This is a genomic window from Rugosimonospora africana, assembly GCF_016862975.1.
Lineage (GTDB): Bacteria > Actinomycetota > Actinomycetes > Mycobacteriales > Micromonosporaceae > Rugosimonospora > Rugosimonospora africana.
The window spans coordinates 157,639-173,040 of the sequence record NZ_BONZ01000039.1 but is presented as its reverse complement, the minus strand read 5'-3'; the positions used below and the strand labels follow the sequence as shown (position 1 = coordinate 173,040).

15 protein-coding genes are annotated in these 15,402 nt (G+C 68.9%); 2 read left to right on the top strand and 13 right to left on the bottom strand.

All coding sequences use genetic code 11. The features are described 5' to 3' along the window. Positions 1-201: 201 nt before the first annotated feature. The 13 genes from Raf01_RS21230 to Raf01_RS21170 form a co-directional block, all read right to left on the bottom strand. Complete coding sequence (locus Raf01_RS21230; protein ID WP_203919697.1) at positions 202-3,291, bottom strand: AfsR/SARP family transcriptional regulator; 3,090 nt, start codon at positions 3,289-3,291, stop codon at positions 202-204. A 40-nt stretch (positions 3,292-3,331) separates the two neighbouring features. Further along, complete coding sequence (locus Raf01_RS21225; RefSeq protein ID WP_275413018.1) at positions 3,332-3,778, bottom strand: pilus assembly protein TadG-related protein; 447 nt, start codon at positions 3,776-3,778, stop codon at positions 3,332-3,334. After that, positions 3,775-4,245 (bottom strand): TadE family protein, encoded by a 471-nt coding sequence (locus Raf01_RS21220; protein WP_203919695.1) that lies wholly within the window; start codon positions 4,243-4,245, stop codon positions 3,775-3,777. Before Raf01_RS21220 ends, Raf01_RS21225 begins: the two co-directional genes overlap by 4 nt. Positions 4,246-4,263: 18 nt before the next feature. Further along, complete coding sequence (locus Raf01_RS21215; RefSeq protein WP_373319544.1) at positions 4,264-4,596, bottom strand: TadE family protein; 333 nt, start codon at positions 4,594-4,596, stop codon at positions 4,264-4,266. A gap of 77 nt (positions 4,597-4,673) precedes the next feature. Then, positions 4,674-6,023: a DUF2637 domain-containing protein gene (locus Raf01_RS21210; RefSeq protein ID WP_203919693.1), complete on the bottom strand. Its 1,350-nt coding sequence runs from the start codon at positions 6,021-6,023 to the stop codon at positions 4,674-4,676. Between the two features lie 51 nt (positions 6,024-6,074). After that, positions 6,075-6,389 carry a hypothetical protein gene (locus Raf01_RS21205; protein WP_203919692.1) on the bottom strand — a complete coding sequence of 105 codons (315 nt, stop codon included), beginning with the start codon at positions 6,387-6,389 and terminating at the stop codon, positions 6,075-6,077. A gap of 38 nt (positions 6,390-6,427) precedes the next feature. Beyond that, positions 6,428-7,285: a type II secretion system F family protein gene (locus tag Raf01_RS21200; protein ID WP_203919691.1), complete on the bottom strand. Its 858-nt coding sequence runs from the start codon at positions 7,283-7,285 to the stop codon at positions 6,428-6,430. After that, complete coding sequence (locus Raf01_RS21195) at positions 7,282-8,175, bottom strand: type II secretion system F family protein (RefSeq protein ID WP_203919752.1); 894 nt, start codon at positions 8,173-8,175, stop codon at positions 7,282-7,284. The genes Raf01_RS21200 and Raf01_RS21195 overlap by 4 nt, the downstream gene beginning before the upstream one ends. Before the next feature lie 2 nt (positions 8,176-8,177). Next, positions 8,178-9,509 carry a TadA family conjugal transfer-associated ATPase gene (locus Raf01_RS21190; protein WP_203919690.1) on the bottom strand — a complete coding sequence of 444 codons (1,332 nt, stop codon included), beginning with the start codon at positions 9,507-9,509 and terminating at the stop codon, positions 8,178-8,180. After that, positions 9,506-10,357, bottom strand: coding sequence for a CpaE/TadZ family protein (locus Raf01_RS21185; RefSeq protein WP_203919689.1), 852 nt, complete (start codon positions 10,355-10,357; stop codon positions 9,506-9,508). The genes Raf01_RS21190 and Raf01_RS21185 overlap by 4 nt, the downstream gene beginning before the upstream one ends. Next, the gene (locus Raf01_RS21180) at positions 10,354-11,040 is read right to left on the bottom strand and encodes an SAF domain-containing protein (protein WP_203919688.1); all 687 of its coding nucleotides are present in this window, start codon (positions 11,038-11,040) and stop codon (positions 10,354-10,356) included. Before Raf01_RS21180 ends, Raf01_RS21185 begins: the two co-directional genes overlap by 4 nt. A gap of 3 nt (positions 11,041-11,043) precedes the next feature. After that, the gene (locus Raf01_RS21175) at positions 11,044-11,709 is read right to left on the bottom strand and encodes a hypothetical protein (RefSeq protein ID WP_203919687.1); all 666 of its coding nucleotides are present in this window, start codon (positions 11,707-11,709) and stop codon (positions 11,044-11,046) included. A gap of 203 nt (positions 11,710-11,912) precedes the next feature. Beyond that, positions 11,913-12,287 carry a hypothetical protein gene (locus Raf01_RS21170; RefSeq protein ID WP_203919686.1) on the bottom strand — a complete coding sequence of 125 codons (375 nt, stop codon included), beginning with the start codon at positions 12,285-12,287 and terminating at the stop codon, positions 11,913-11,915. A 1,154-nt stretch (positions 12,288-13,441) separates the two neighbouring features. Between Raf01_RS21170 and Raf01_RS21165 the strand changes: the two genes are divergently transcribed. Both Raf01_RS21165 and Raf01_RS21160 read left to right on the top strand, forming a co-directional pair. Beyond that, the gene (locus Raf01_RS21165) at positions 13,442-14,329 is read left to right on the top strand and encodes an SAM-dependent methyltransferase (protein ID WP_203919685.1); all 888 of its coding nucleotides are present in this window, start codon (positions 13,442-13,444) and stop codon (positions 14,327-14,329) included. Positions 14,330-14,840: 511 nt separating this feature from the next. Next, on the top strand, positions 14,841-15,077 hold the full coding sequence (locus Raf01_RS21160) for a hypothetical protein (protein WP_203919684.1): 237 nt from the start codon (positions 14,841-14,843) through the stop codon (positions 15,075-15,077). Positions 15,078-15,402: the final 325 nt, after the last annotated feature.

Here is a 15,402-nt window from a genome sequence, read left to right as displayed (position 1 = left end):
AGCCCGGTGACCCCGTTGACGCGACGGTGGTCGAGATCGATGGCGCGCTTCGTGAGATCACAGCGTCCTAATCACATGGCCGACTCCTCGCGGTCGCGGACCGCGCAGCTCTTACTTCAGTTGTCGCGGGGCATTGTTGCAGCAACGCCTTTGGTGACGTGGCAACGAGATCGGGTGGCTGATCGATGGATTCCACTTTGGTTAAGCGTGCCGTTGCCTGATCGACGGGTTGGCCCGAGCGTGTCTTTCAAGATCCCGTTCGAGTTCGACTGCCAGGCTCAGTGTCTCTGGAGATGGTTCTTCGTCGATCGCGTCCAATGCGACTCGTAGCTGGTGAAGCCTGGTTCGGACACCTACGATCTCGCCGGCGGCGGCGTGGGCTCGCATGGCGCGTCGCGCGATGTCTTCGTTGACGGGGTCGAGGTCCGCGGCGGCTTGATAGAGCTGGGCGGCTTGTTGTGGGTCGTCGCTGTGGATGAGGTCGGCGAAGTGGATGCGGGCTCGGATACCTTGTCGGCGGGCGTGTTCGCGGGGTTGGTCGAGCCAGTCGTAGTCGTGGTTTTCGGCGAGCAGCCCGGTGTGCGCGTCGATGGCGCGGCGCAGCGCGGCAGCACGGGTGGCCGGGTCGGTGGTGGCGGCGGCGTCGCGGAGGGCGTCGTCGAGATGCCAGAGGTCGACGTCGACGATCGCGGGGTTGAGGTGGTAGCGGCTGCCGGAGTTGATGATCGGCTGGATCGGTTTCTGGCTAGGTTGCCGCTTGTCTTTGATGTTCGTGTAGTCGTCGGCGGCATCGCGGATGCGTCGGCGTAGGTCGGCGGTTTCGGTGGAGAGTCGTTCGCCGGCGCGGCGGACGGTGGCGGTGGGCCACATGATTTCCATGATGTCTGTGAGGTCGGCGCCGTTGCGGTGGACGGCCAGGTAGACCAGTAGTTCGCGGGAATGTTGCCGCAGCCCGGTGTCGGTGCTGCCGTCTGCGTGGTGGACGGCTGGTTCGCCGAGGACCTGGACGCGGACCGGCAGCCGCGGGCCGGCCGCGGTGACCGGGGCAGCCTCCGCCGGTGGCGGGTCCGGGCTCGCCGCGGACGGATCCGGCTGCATCAGGGTGGAGTCGGCGACTGATACTGGAGTATCGGAGTCAAGCTCAAATGTCGCTTTCTGGGCCGGCTGGTCGGCGAAGGGCACATCAGGTTCGCGGTCGTCCTCGATGTCCGCTGGGTCGTGCGATGGAGTGTCCCTTTCGCTGGCCGGCTTGCTCGTGGTCTGGGTCGGGGTGTGGACGTCGGGTTCGGTGATCGGGGTGGGGGTTGGTTGGCCGGTGTGGGTTTCGTGGAACATGGTGAGCAGTTGGATGGTGGTGGGGATGTCCAGCACGGTCAGTCGTTGCTCGCCGCTGGTGGCGCCGTCGCCGCGGACGGTGCGGCGGTCGGTGTCGGGCCAGTCGCCGAGCAGGACGGCGTTGATGTGCAGCGGTGCGCCGAGTTGGAGGGTGGTGGCGAGGCGGGCGTGCCCGTCGCTGCCGGGCTCGTCGGCGATGAGTAGGACGGGCGGCATTGGTGGGTGGTACGGGTCGGCGTCGTGCATCTGGTCCGGGTCTTCGGCGTCGTAGTCCTGCAGGGTCCGGCGGCGTTCGATGAGCGTCTCCTCGATGAGCGTCAGCGCCTCGGGCAGGGTGGCGGTGACGTGCAGTCGCGGTGTGGCCTGGACGTGGACCGCGTGGGCCCCGAGCAGGGTAGTGAGGGCGTCCGCGGGGATGACAACCTGACCGCGGGCGTCCGGGTCGTCGGGGCTGCCGGAGCAGAGCGTCGCGACCAACAGGCCCCGGGCCGCCGCTTGGGCGCCGGGGCCGTCCAGGGCGAGCCCTTCGGCGGGCAGCGGGTCGCCCAGGCCGGCGAGTTGGGCGCCGGTCTGGCCGATCGCAGGCAGCGGCGGGCGCTCGGAGTCGAGGGTGGTTGTGTATTGCGCGACGGTGGGCTGTTCGGGCCGGTCGGGGTGGAGGAGATCGGGTGCTTGTTCGCGGACGGCGCGGCGGAGTCGGGGCACGACCGGCGGTGGCGGGAGAAGGTCGTCGGCGTCGTCGTCGCCCGTGTGCAGGGGGCGGGGCACGTAGCGGTGGCGGCGGCGCAGCCAGAGCAGGGTGACCGCGGCGAGTAGGGCCGCGGCGAGTGGGATGCTGACCCAGCCACCGGGGATGGTGGCTCCGGTGCGGGAGCGCTGCGGCGCGTCGGTGCGGTCGTTGGAATCCGCGGGCGTTGGCTGGCCGCTGTCGTCGGTGGCGGTTGTCGGGGTTGCGGAGGTCGCAGGGGCTGTCGTGGACGGGTCGATATCGGTGTTCGGTGTGGTGGTTGGCGCGGCGGACGGCGTGACGCTCGGGCCGCCTGCGGTGCCTGGTAGTGGCGTGGCGTTCGGCCCGGTCGTTGTGGGTGCGCCGCCTGGGTCCTGCTCAGAGGCGGGGCCGTTGTTCGGTGTGGTGGGGCCGGCGACGAGGCTGCCGGTGGCGTGGGCCTGCGGTCCGTGGTCGTAGGCGCCGGGTGGCAGGATGAGTCGCCAGCCTGGCTCGATGTGGTCGGGGCCGTGGATACCCGAGGTGTTGGGGATGAGGTCCGGGTTGTGGCGTTGGATGTCGGGATACCGGTCGAACGCGCCGAGGTAACGCTGGGCGATCCAGCCGAGCCAGTCTCCGTGACGTACTTCGTAGACGGCCGGCTGCCCTGCCGCATCTGGCGTCTGCGTCTCTGCATTGGGGAGGGCGACAGTTGCCAGGATGACCGGAGAGCTTTCCGGCACAGAGGTGATCGTTGCTGCGGTGGGCAGCGACCCCGCGGTGGGGACGGTCGCGGTGGTTACTGTAGCGGCAGTCACGTGGGTGGTGGCGGCAGCGGCGGGTGCGGCTTGCCCGGCGACGGTGAGGACCGGGGAGGCGGTCAGGACGCTGGCCACGACGCCGGTGACCAGCCAGCTGGCGAGGTGTTGCAGCGGTGCGATGGGGCCTAGCCGCGGGCGGGGGATGCCGCGGGCGGTGGCGATCACCTCGACGATGAGGCTGACCACGAACGCGACCCAAATGATCCAGAGGGCGTCGGCGAGCAGGTCGAGGACCAGGCCGTCGGTGACCGGGGTTGTTAGGAGGTGGTTGATCTGGTTGACGCTGGGTGGGGTGCGGGGCAGCGGCGAGCCGATCTGGGTGAGCAGCCCGGCGGGAATGCCGACGAGGATGGCGGCGAGGATGAGCGTCTTGACCAGCCACCCGAGCAGCTGGCCGATCCATCCGGCGACGCGGGATATCCACCGCATCCGCGAGCACCTCGTTCTGCGCTTTTCCGTGGGCGTGTGTCTAGGGCCCGGTTTGGGCTATGGCCTGGGCTGTCGCGGAGACCGGGATGGTGGTGATGCCGAGGACCTGGATGATCAGTGTGGGCTGGTTGCGGGTCACGGTGACGGTGACCTGCTGGGTTGTGGCGGTCGCGGTTCCGGTGACCTCGGCGTGGCCGAGGAATTGCTGCGCGGCAGCCTGTGCCCGCGCGGGGTCGAGGCGGACCACGCCCTGATTGCGTAGTGCGGCGAGGTCGATCTGGTTGGCGCCGGCACGGGCCGCTTCCTGGGCCAGGTCGAGGGCTTTCATGTGCGCGACCATCGCGTTGCCCCCGTCGAGGACAGCGCCGCCGAGCAGCAGCAACACCACGACGATGGCCATGGCCCAGATCGTTCCCGAGCCGTTGTCGGGCCGGCGTCGGATCAGCGCGGCTCGCAGTGTTGCGGCATGTCGGCGTGCGACTTTCATGGGGTACCTGCCACGTCGCGGTAACTGTCGACCACGGCGTAGGCCGTGCTCGATCCGGACACCGTGCCGGGCAGACCCAGACCGATCAGGTCCGAGGTGGCCATGCGGCAGGTCACGGTCACCCCGACCTGCCCACCGGGGCCGAACGCCGCGGTGTCGACGGTGACGGTCAGGGTGGCGCAGGTGTGATGGTGACTGGCCAGGTTCGCGGCGGCGGTCTGTTGCGCGGTGTCGACTGCTTCCTGGGGGCTTCGGGCCAGGGACGCGGCCCGGGCCGCGGCCGAGGCGGTGGAGTTGATATCCATGTTGGTGCCGACGACCCGTTGGCACAGGATGATGAACAGCACCATCAGCGCCGTGAGAGGCAGCACGACCTTGGCGGTTTCCAGCGTGGCCGATCCGCGATCCGGGCTCTGGCGAACGCGATGGATCCATCCGTTGAGGATCAGTCTGAGGCGGGCAGTCATGGTGGTGGCCTGTTCTGGTCAGGGGTTCAGGGTCTCGACCGGACCGGTAGCGGTGACCCCGACGGGCAAGGCAAGGAACGGCACTACCGTGGCTGCGGTCCCGCTGACCGTGACGGTGGCGGTCGCCGCGCCGCGATCGGCCTGCACCTGGACGCCGGTCAGCAGGCTCCCGTCCAGCCACCCGATCACCGTGATGGCGTCGGTCCGCCCGGCGTCGGCGGTGCCGCCCTGGACGCGGGTGGTTTGCAGGGCGTGGTTGGCGGCGTAGTAGCACGCCAGCTCGGCCAGCCCCCAGACCGCCACCTGCACGCCGAGCAGGAGGGACAGCAGCCAGACGCTGGTCTGCATCACGGTTTCCAGGGTGGTTGACCCCCGGTCCGGCTCCCACCGCAGTCGGCGGCGTCCGCGCCGCTCCGTGCGTGCGCGGGTCATGGTGTGGCTGCCGTTTGCGGGTACCGGTGTCCGTTCAGCTTTTGCAGCCCGGGTTCGTCGGGGTGGCTGGTGGGGTCGGCGGCAATCCGGTGGGCGGTGTGGGCGTCGCGGTAGCGGCGTGCGGCCTTGCGGCCCAGACCGGTGGCGTCGTCGGCGCGACCAGCGGCGCGTGCCAGATCCGCCCCGGTGGGCTCCTGTCCGACGGCGATACCGGCCCGCCAGGTTTCGTACATGACGGCGTCCTCCTCGGATACCGGCTCGTAGGCGGCCGTCTGGTCAGTCGCCGGGTGGTTGGTCCCGGCCGGGGGCACGGGGGGACCCCCGACCGGGACGTCGAGCGCAGTCGTCGTCGACGCCGCTAGCTTCAGCACTGGCGTCGGCGTCTCTGCCCGAGCCGTGGGTTCGCCTGCCTCCGCTGGTTCGCCCGGCCGGAATGGCTCGTCGACGGGCCCAACCGCATTCGTGCTGGAGTGTTGGTCCGGGTCGGCGGGTGTCATCCCCGGTGGGACGCTCGCGGCAAGGGTGTGCGCTGTGTCGTTGGCGTCCGGCTCGGCCGTTGGCGCCGCGACCGGCTGCTGTAGGCCACCGGTTGCGGCGCGGTGGGCACGTCGTACAGCGAGGTCAGCGGAACGCTGGGCAGCGCGGCGCCGGGTTCGGCGGGTGCCGGTGGTGGTTTCGTAGACGTCTTGAGCGGTGTCGTGCCACAGCCGCGCCCATTCGCGTGCCAGGTCCGCCTCACGCAGCCCATACTCGACGGCGAGCAGCCAGGCCCGTAACGTCAGCCGGGGCTGAACCAGCCAGCGCACGGCCCGGAATTTCGCGGTGGGGCCGTCGATCAGGCCGCTGGCGCGGCGCGCGGCTCGGTACCGGTCGCGGAGCTTGAGCAGCCACAGCACGAACGTCAGGACGGTGGCGGCGGCGAAGATACGCCCGGCGCGGGAGCCGCCGTGGGTCAGGTTCGTCCAGGTGGCGAAACCGGTGACGGTTCCGGCCAGAAGCCACAGCAAAGCAGGGCTGTCACCGTCGCAGGCGCGCAGGTACCCACCCAGGATCAGGAAGATCGCCGCGATCTCCAGGATTGCGGGGACCAGGAACCGGCGTCCGTCAGTGATGTCCGCCGACTCGGCGTAGCCGATCTGCCCGCTGGAGGCCAGCACGGTGGCGCTGGCCGCGAGCAGCCAACCCAGCACGTCGTGCGCCCCGCGAGCGACCCGCAGGAACCGATCATCGGCCTGCCTGCTACCGCGCCCAACGGCCGCCAGCCCATGCTGTTCAACCGGCGGCTCGGAGCGTCCGTGCGCACTGTGTGACGTGCGAGTGTCCTGGGCGGATAGTTCGGTGAGCATGGCGCCCTGGTTCCTCCAGGCGGTCGTCGTGGGCGACTGGGAAGTATCTGGCTACAGGCCGAGGGTGGCCATGACGCTGGTGGCGTAGGTTTCGATGTCGTCTCTGAAGACACCGATGACAGCGCCGGCGATGACGATGATGCCGGCCGCCCACAGAATCTTGTCGGCGGTCTCCAGGCCAGCATCCGGCGAGCGGCGCAGCCGCCGCAGCCGGTCGGCGAGAGCAGAGTGCAGCCAGGTCGCTAGCCGCAGACTCGGCGAGATGCGCATGATGACAACTCCCTCAACTGGTTCGTCTAATGTGGAATGCGACGCATAGGCGACGGGTGTGCTGCGGGTTTGGAGCCAGCGCCGTGCGAGTGTCACGTGGTCTCCTTCGAAGGCATCGGGCGCCTCGCCGCTGGCTAGAGGCTGCTGCCGATCGACGCGATCGGCGGGTACAACAGGAAGATCAAGTAGGCGAGGCCGAGCAGCAGCAGCGGCACCGACATCCGGGAACTGGCTTTGTCCGCCTCGGTTTCGGCGCGGGCAGTGGCGGCTTGACGCATCGCGGCTGCCCGCGCGGCCAGCGAGGCGCGGATGCGGGCACCTTCGGTGCCGGCCAGGCCCATGGCGGCGGCCAGTTCAGCCAGCTCGACAACACCGGTCGCCTCGCCCAGTTCACCGAGATCCTGCCAGGGCGGGCGCCGCATGATCCGGGCGGCGGAGAGCACCTGGCGCAGCCGGTCCGCGGCGGGGCCGGTGCATACCGAAGAGGACTCGCCCAGCGCCTGTTCGACGCCGGCGCCGCGAGCCAGGCTGATGGTCAGCAGGGTCAACAGCATCGCGAGGGTGTGGCGCAGCTGGTCGCGGCGGCGCTGCGCCTGTTGGCGCAGCTGAGTGTCGGCCCACCGGAACCCGACGGCGCCACCGAACAGCGCCAGCCACAGTGGCACCTGTCCGGACAGGCCGGCCGCCGCCGCAGCCAGCGGGATGATGAGCGCACCGACCAGCACGGCGAGGGTCTGCTCGGCCAGATGCTGGGTGGGATCTTTCTGCATCGTCGCCAGGTCCAGAGCGACGCGGGGCCGGGGCAGGCCCAGCCAGCGGGCCGGGACGGCGACCGCTTCGTAGGCGCGGGCCCGACCGGCCGGGCGAGCCGGTGTCGGGCGGCGTAGCCCGTCCAGTACCCGGGCCAGGGGTGGCCGCGGCGGGCGCAGCCCGTAGGCGATGGCCGATACCCCAAGTCCGAACGTGGCCCCGGCTGCCAACGCGGCGATCATCGCTCACCTCCTCGTACGATCTGAGCTGCCGGCATCGATGAGAGCGCCACGTCGGCACTCAGATCGAGCAGTCTCGGTAGCTCCGCGGGGCGGGACAGCCGGTGCAGCCACCGGAATCCTGCGGCGAACAGCCCACCGACGACGGCGAGCACGACCTGCCCGGCCGTCGTGGAGTAGGGCTGCAGATAGCCGCGGTTGAACACGATGAGACCGACCGCCATGACCAGCGTGGTGATGATGACGATCCGCGCATCCGACGCCGCCTTGGCGCGGCCTTTCTCCACCCGGCGGGCGGCGGCAACCTCCTCCCGGGCCGCCTCGGCGAGCAGGTTGAGCGGCTCGGTCAGCCGGCCGGTTCCCTCGCTCGCGGCGAGGATCAGCGCCGCCACAACGGTGTCGGCGACCGGGTCGCTCAGATCGGCGGCGAACCCGCGCAGCGCGGCCGGCAACGGCACCCCGCCACGCAGCGCCACCGACAAAGCCTGCACCTCGGGGCGGATCGCGGCGGGGGGATTACGCGCGGTGGCGATGATCGTCTGCTCCACCCCGGCCGCACCGGCCAGGGTCGCAACCAATGATTCAGTCCAGGCGGCGATCGCGTCCAGCCGCTCCAGGCGGCGCTGGCGGACCCGCTCCGCGCCCAGCAGCATCCCCGGCAGCGTCCACACCGCCAAGCCTGCCAGCAGCGCCCCGACCGGCCAGCGGGTCACCAACCCCACCAGCGCCGCCGCGGCCACCGCGGTGGCGACCTGAACCGGCCCGCGGCTTCGCACCCACTGCATCACCCGACCCTGCCCCATGGCTGCGACCGGCCGCGGCGCACGCCGCAGCCCGTCCGCCACGAGCAGCACACCCAACCCGACCACGGCCCCGCACAGCATGCCCAGCATGCTCACCACCGGTCCGCATCCGGCAGGGCCGGGTCGAACCCGACCGCGGCAAGCCGGTCCAAGGTGTCCGCGCTGAGCTGGCTGTAGGGCAACGCCCGCTTGTCCGGGCCTGGGCGGTAGATCTCGTTGGAGACGATCTGATCCCCGTCACTGCCCAGCACCTCGCGGATCGAGGAGACCACCCGGCGGCCGCCGGAGGGCTCCAGATGCACCACGAAGTGCACCGCCGAGGCCATCGCGGCCACCGCCGCCTCCCGCGGATACCGTGCTGGGGGCTCCATCGCGTAGGTGACCAGCTTCAGCAGCGCCTGACCGGACGAGGACGCGTGGATGGTGCACATCGACCCGTCGACGCCCATCGACATGGCCTTGAACATCCAGACCACTTCGGCGCCACGGGCCTCGCCGACCACGACCACATCCGGCGTCATCCGCAAACTGGCCCGCAGCGCCCGGCTCATGTCCCATTCCCCGGCACCCTCACTGTTGGCCTGCCGGGTCTGGATCCGGACCAGATCCGGGTGCCGGTCGCCGTCGACGAGCAACTCCCGGGTGTCTTCCACGACGATGATGCGCCGCTGCGGCGGGATCGCGTCGATCAACGCGGTCAGCAGCGTGGTCTTCCCGACGGCCGGGCCGCCGGATACCACGATGTTGCGGCGGGCCTCCACCAGTGCGCGCAGAAACCGCGCCATCGTCGGCGTCAGCGTGTACTTGAAGGTCACCAACTCGTCGAGGGTGTCGCTCCTGGCCGGGAACAGCCGGATGGACACGCTGGTACGGTCGGTGACATCCATCAGCGCATGCAGCCGACCCCCACCGGCGAGCTGCACTGACAGTTCCGGTTCGGCGGCGTCGAAGCGGCGGTAGTGGCTGCCCCGGCGTCCGGCCGCGACGCCTTCCTCGCGGATCAGTGCCTGCAACTCCGCCTCGGAGGCGGCCACCGGCCCGACCCGAACCTTGGTGCCGTCGCGCCGCTGCACCCACACGTTGTCGTGGCCGTTGATGTTGATGGTCTCGATGCCTTCGTCATCCAACAGCCGCTGCAGGCCTGCGGAGCCGGTGAAGGTGTCCAGCAGCGTTTGCCGCACCCGGGCCAGGGTGGATTCGGGCAGCACACCTCGGCCGGCGCGCACCAGCTGCCGCCCGTAGCCGACCAGGGCCGTGACGATGGCCTGCTCGACAAGCTCCCGATACTGCGTCGCGGTCAGCTGCCCCGCATCGTGCACTCCACCGAGCCGGCGTTCCAACTCCGGCCGCAGCACCGCGACCGTCTCCCGGACATCCGCGTCAACGCCCGCGTCAGCGTCGGGCCGTGGTAGCACCTCGGTCATGACCTATCCGCCTCCAGCGGCGAACGCAACTGCGCAGCCCGCATCACCGGCGAGGCCGGCGGCACTGGTGATCCGGGCTGCTCGGTCAAGGACGCCGCTAGACCCCGGGCCGCGCGCAGCAGCTCGGTACGGGTCCAACCCCACCCGGCCGGAGCCCGACCGGCCAGGACCGCCGCACCCCGACGGTCGTCAGGGATCACCCCGGCCACCGGAAGCCGCACGGCATCAACGATCTCCCGCACCGAGTACGGGGGCGTCCCGCGCAGCACCAACCGGACCGGGGCGCGCATACCCGGAAGCGTCAGCAACCTGTCCCGGCGCACCCGCACCGCGTCCAACCCCTCCACCGTCGCGTGCGCGACCAGGAGCAGCACGTCTGCTCCGACAGCCAGTGGCAGCGCCGGCGACGTCCAGCCCAACCGGCCCACATCGACCAGCACCAGGCGGTGCTCAGCAGCACGACGCAGCACGTCCAGCCCGGTACCGGCCACCATGCTCACGACCAGATCCGACTCGCCCCGCCTGGCGCCGTCGCCGCGACCATCGGCAGACGAGCCCCGGTACTCGTCGGCCGGGCCGAACACCACCCGCACCCCCAACGGGTCCAGCCGCCGGGCATACGCGGCCAGGTCCAGGTCCCGACTACCGGTGGCGGTGTCCGCAGCCAGATCCGACAATCCCGGCTCACCGAGCACACCATGCCGAGCCTGCAGATCTCCACCGGACGGGTCGGCTTCCACGACCACCGAGTCCGGCAGCGGGGAGCGGGCCGCCAGGGCTACGGCCAGACTCGTCACCCCCGGAGCGCCCTTGAACGAGCCGATCACCACCAGCATGACGCCGGTCACCCGCCCTGCTCGACCAGGGACACATCCCCAGAAGCGCTCACGATTCGTGCCGCATCTGGCGAGGCGACCAGCAGCGACACCACCACGCCGCCGGTGCCGTCCGGGGCGCCCACCGACACCACTGCCGCGAACGCCTGCACGACCTCCACTGGCGTGGCGCTGGATGAGTTCGCCGAACCCACGCCCGACGCTGAGGGAACCACCAACACCAGCACCTGAGCCCCGGCCGCCAAACCAGTCGGCGCGTGACCCGCCTTCACCGGCACCGCGATCAGGCTCTGCCCCGCCGGCGGCCACGCCGCCGGACCCAGCATCGCCTGCGACAAGAGCGTGTGGGCGGCAAGCGGCTGACGCACCGTGCGGCCCACCACCGAGGAGCGTTGCGAATCCGGCAGCGCACCCAACGCCGGGTCCGACACGATCCGCACCACCATCAGATCCGCGTCCGTGAGCACATGCCCGACGGGTACCGACCCCGCCACCGCCAGCACCGGCGTGCGCGGATCGACCCGCACCGAGGTCACGTAGAACAACAACGCACCCGCCAGTACGAGCAGCACCCCGACAAGGACGAACCGGGGGCTGCGCGTCCGCTGCAGCCCACCGGCCAGCGGGGCCGTGGGCACCCCGGACGGGTCGAGAACCGCTCCGGCCGGACGCCCGTTGGCATTGAGCAACGTCATTTCTCACACCCCGTTCGTGTTCAACGCGCCGGCTTCCTGCACGGGCACAGCGATCGATGCGGTCGTCGTCAGCGCGGGAACCGTCCCGGTCTGCCCACCGCCGGCCCACGAAATCTCCCAGGTCACCGTCGCGGTCAACGTGTAGGAACCGGCTGCGGAGTAGCTGTGCGAGCACGACGAGCTCTTCGCCGGATCGTTGTTCGGCGTCCATGCCTGGCCCGGTCCACGGCAGGTCACCGTCGTGCCGTCACCGGTCACCCAGGTCACCGAGGTGGCTCTTGCCGTCGCGGTCACCGAAACACCACCGGCTGACGCGGTGGCTGTGCGGGTGCCCCACGTCGAGGAGTCCACCCACATCCAGGTCGGCACACGAACCAGCTGAGCCGCTGGTGGGGTCGGGTTGATCCGGATCAATGGCGACGGCATCCGTAGGGCCTTCACTGCCTCGTGTGCCAGCAGTTCCACAGCCGGCCCGTTGGCGAAGAGCTTGAATATGGTGATCGGCCAGTAGTTCTCCGCCGGATTTCCGCACGAGCCCACGTACCACTGCGCTGGCGGCGTCGGCGTACCACCCACCGCGATCGCCGTCGCCAAATCGTCGCCGGTCGCCAGCTGATACCAGCAGCCGTCGCCACCCCACCAACCTCTGCCCGGCACGTAACAGGGCACCGGATCACCCACATTGGTTCTACAGGTGCCCGTTGTTGACGTGCCGTCCTGTCCCGGGGAACCCGGAGCCGTGACCGTGATCTCGCAACTTGTGGGGTCCTCGGTGCAGTTTCCTACCGGGTCGCCCACACCAGCCCACGCTGGAGTCCCGAGCAGCAATACTGCTGAGGCGAGCACCAGTGGGAGGAGGCGGCGGGTAGCTCTCAACATGTGCCGGGATCTCGCAATCCGTATACGGTCACCTTCCAGCTCCCGTCTGCCTGAAGCACCACCGTCGCGGTACACAGCCGGCGGCCGCCGGCTGTGTCGTGGTATGTCGATCCCGGCCCTACCCGCACCAAGTGCGTAGCGCTGTCGTCGAAGCAATCCTTGATGCCGACCTTCGTCGGCGTAGACGCCGGAGAGATCTCGACGACCTGCGGCGAGAGCCGGATCTGGCCTGTGCCCTTCAAGCGCTGGTCTTTGACCGACTGCAGCCCCTTCACCAAATCCTGAAGAGCGCTACCCGTCGCGTACTGCCGCAGATCCGGACTGTTCGGATCCGGGACCTGCACCGCCGCGTCATACGCGTCCCACATCCCACGGTAGGTGGCGACTGCGGCCTGGACAGCGGATGCGCTACTGGCAGAGGGCGACGGGGATGTGGGCACGCCCGACAGAGAGATAGACGGCCTATCACGCGCCGACGACGGGGGTGAGCCGGCGGCGCAGCCCGTCGCCGTCAAGGTCGTAGCTACTACCACAGCTGCCATGCGCCCGTTCACGAGCCGCATCGAGGTCATAGAAAGTCCTCCCCGCGAATGACCGAAATAACTCATACCCCATGTTCGTCTGTCTCTGCTACGAGCAGTTATGACGCGCATACTGCACGCGCATAGTGCGCGTTGACTCAGGCGAGCAAGTCGAGTGCGAATGCCCGCTTAACCGGTTGCCGGCATTAGTGACTAACGATGTCGAGCCGGCCCACGTCAGTGGCGGTCTTGTCGCTGCCCATCTGACTGTGGCCGTCCGAGAGACCTGACTCATGAGGGAGCACATCGCAAGAACCTCAATTAGGGCGCCTCGGTCATATGGGGCGCCGTCGATGGTCATCTATCCACAGGTATCGTGAAGACCTTGACACACTCCGTGCTGACCGATGAAGTGGAGCTTTCCCAACCGAATCCCCCATTCACGGACTGAAGGGTGAGGTCGCGTCGTGGTGCCAGCGGCGGATGACGTACCGGAAATCGACTGTCTGGAAGAGATCAACGGCCTGGTCTTCCACATGTGGGATGCGGCAATATTGCACTGTCTCCTCACCACAGAGCATCCGATGCGATACAGCGACATTGGAGCTGCTGTCGACCAGCACCGCCAACGACGCCGACGAAGCGACAGCGACCTAACCCGCTCGCTGGGTCGGCTGCGCAGGTCCGGCCTTGTTCACGCGAGCGACTCGGGCAACCGTCGCGGCCGCCTGTACAAGTTGACTCCGAGTGGACGCGAGAGGGCGATCAAGATAGGCGCGCTCATCGGGCTGATGGAGACGACTGCATGGACGGCGGAGCTGGCACACGTCCGACAACAAGCTGCAGCCGCTGACTTGGAAGGCCAACAACGGTCTGGGGAAGTCCACGTAGACCCAGTCTCTACTGGCGCAGGGAGCCGGGAGGAACTACGAGGGCGTCCAGCAGCCACCGACTTTAAGCGGGCTAACCAGCGGCGATCGCGAGCACCTCAGCGGGAGGCTATGATTTCGGCGGTTCAAGCCGAGGACGTCGCCAACGCGGCGACATCATTTTTGAAAGGCTCCCACGTGAATAGTCCGCAAGGCGAGTCTGTTGGCAATTTGCGGATCGACACTACGATCGCCCACCCGGCCCGGCGCTACGACTACTTCCTCGGCGGTAAGGACAACTTTGCTGCTGACCGGGCGTCTGGCGACCGTATCCTCGCTGCGTTCCCGACCGCCCGTACCGCAGCCATGGAGAACCGTCGCTTCATGCATCGGGCCGCAAGGTACCTGGCCGGGCAGGCCGGGATCGGCCAGTTCCTCGACATCGGCACCGGCATCCCAACCAGCCCCAACCTCCACGAGGTCGTACAAGACATCGCAGCGCAAAGCCGGGTGGTCTACGTGGACAACGACCCCATCGTCCTAGCCCACGCCCGCGCTCTATTGACCAGCGCGCCCGAGGGTGCCACAGCCTACGTCGATGCCGATCTACGCCGGCCGAACGACATCCTGACCCACCCCGACCTTCGCCGCACCATCGATCTGTCCCGCCCGGTCGCCCTGACGCTGATCGCCGTACTTCACTTCATTCCCGAATCAGACAACCCGCGGGAACTCATCGCGCCGCTGATCCACGCCCTCGCCCCGGGTAGCTATCTGACTCTGTCCCACATGACCTATGACTTCTTGCCGCCAGCGGCGGCGGTCGAGGCCAACCAGGTAGTCAACGCAGAGGCGTTCCACGCTCGCTCGAAGGCAGAGTTTGCGACATTCTTCGACGGGCTCGAACTCGTGGACCCCGGCATTCAGTTGGTGTCCGAGTGGCGGTCGGAGGACGAGCCGGAATCCCGGCCCGCCCCCATCGAAGTCGGTTGCTACGGCGCCGTAGCGCGGGTTCCATGACCCACTGACTCAGTCGCACTGGTCTTCGGCGGCGACGATACTTCGCCCGTGGGAACCAGTCGAGGTGACCTTACCGATCTCCCCACGTTGTCAATACCGCACGGACGACTTCATCCCGATCCTCGGACGATCGCCAGTGAACGGTGGTCCGACTCAACCCTGTCTGTTGCGATGGATGTTCGGCTCCGAAGGCATCGATGACCAGGCTTGGTCCGACCGATCACGATGTCGACGCGCAGCGCGTCGGCAACCTGCTTCCAGCGTGGCTCATCGCTCATCGCATTGATCATCAGCACATACCTACGTTCGAAAGGTTGGCGGATCGATTGCAGCCGCAGCCGACTACCGCCCCCGACGTGTAGGCCGCCGCTGGCGCGTCGCGTCTCGGCTGGCTGGCTGGTCAACGAGCCACGATGCAACGACGACCCGTCGGCCCGGTACGTCCCCGAAGGACGGTAGATCCCAGTCGTCACGCTCGACGATCTCGAACACCTGTGCGATTCTGGTCGCCGTGGAGCGACGGCGCAGGCATTGGTGGAACGGCAAGTGGGGACGCATCGCCAGACGGGACGTCTTCCTGAGCCTTGATGATGAGACCGGGCTGTGGTGGGTGGAGGCCCGTGAAGGCGGGTCCGAGGGCACGCCGATCCGCCGGAAGTTCGACTGCGAGCCGGACGCCGTACGACACGTCGGCCTACTGACCCGCGACTCGACGATCGACAACTGGCGCGAGATGCCGACAGGCTGACTCATGCGGCTGGAACGGCAACTCCTGGCCGAGGGCGCCTATCTGATCACGAGCGTGAGGGCTCGGCTCGCGGGCTTTCTCGTGCGGCAACATCGAGTGGAGCAAGCATGGGTCGCGGTCTGGAAAGGGTGAGATGGGCGCCTATTTCCGGAACGCGCCGCTCCGGCAGCACGCGGCTCGGAGCCTGGCCCCACCACGTGCGAACGATGACGTTCCTCCGGCGCTACCGCGGCCCGTCGGCGCAGCTGTTGCCCCGCCGCCGCCCGGCCACGACCTCGACGGGACGCCCGACCCGCCTCCACCATCCCTACACCGGCGGCCGCCC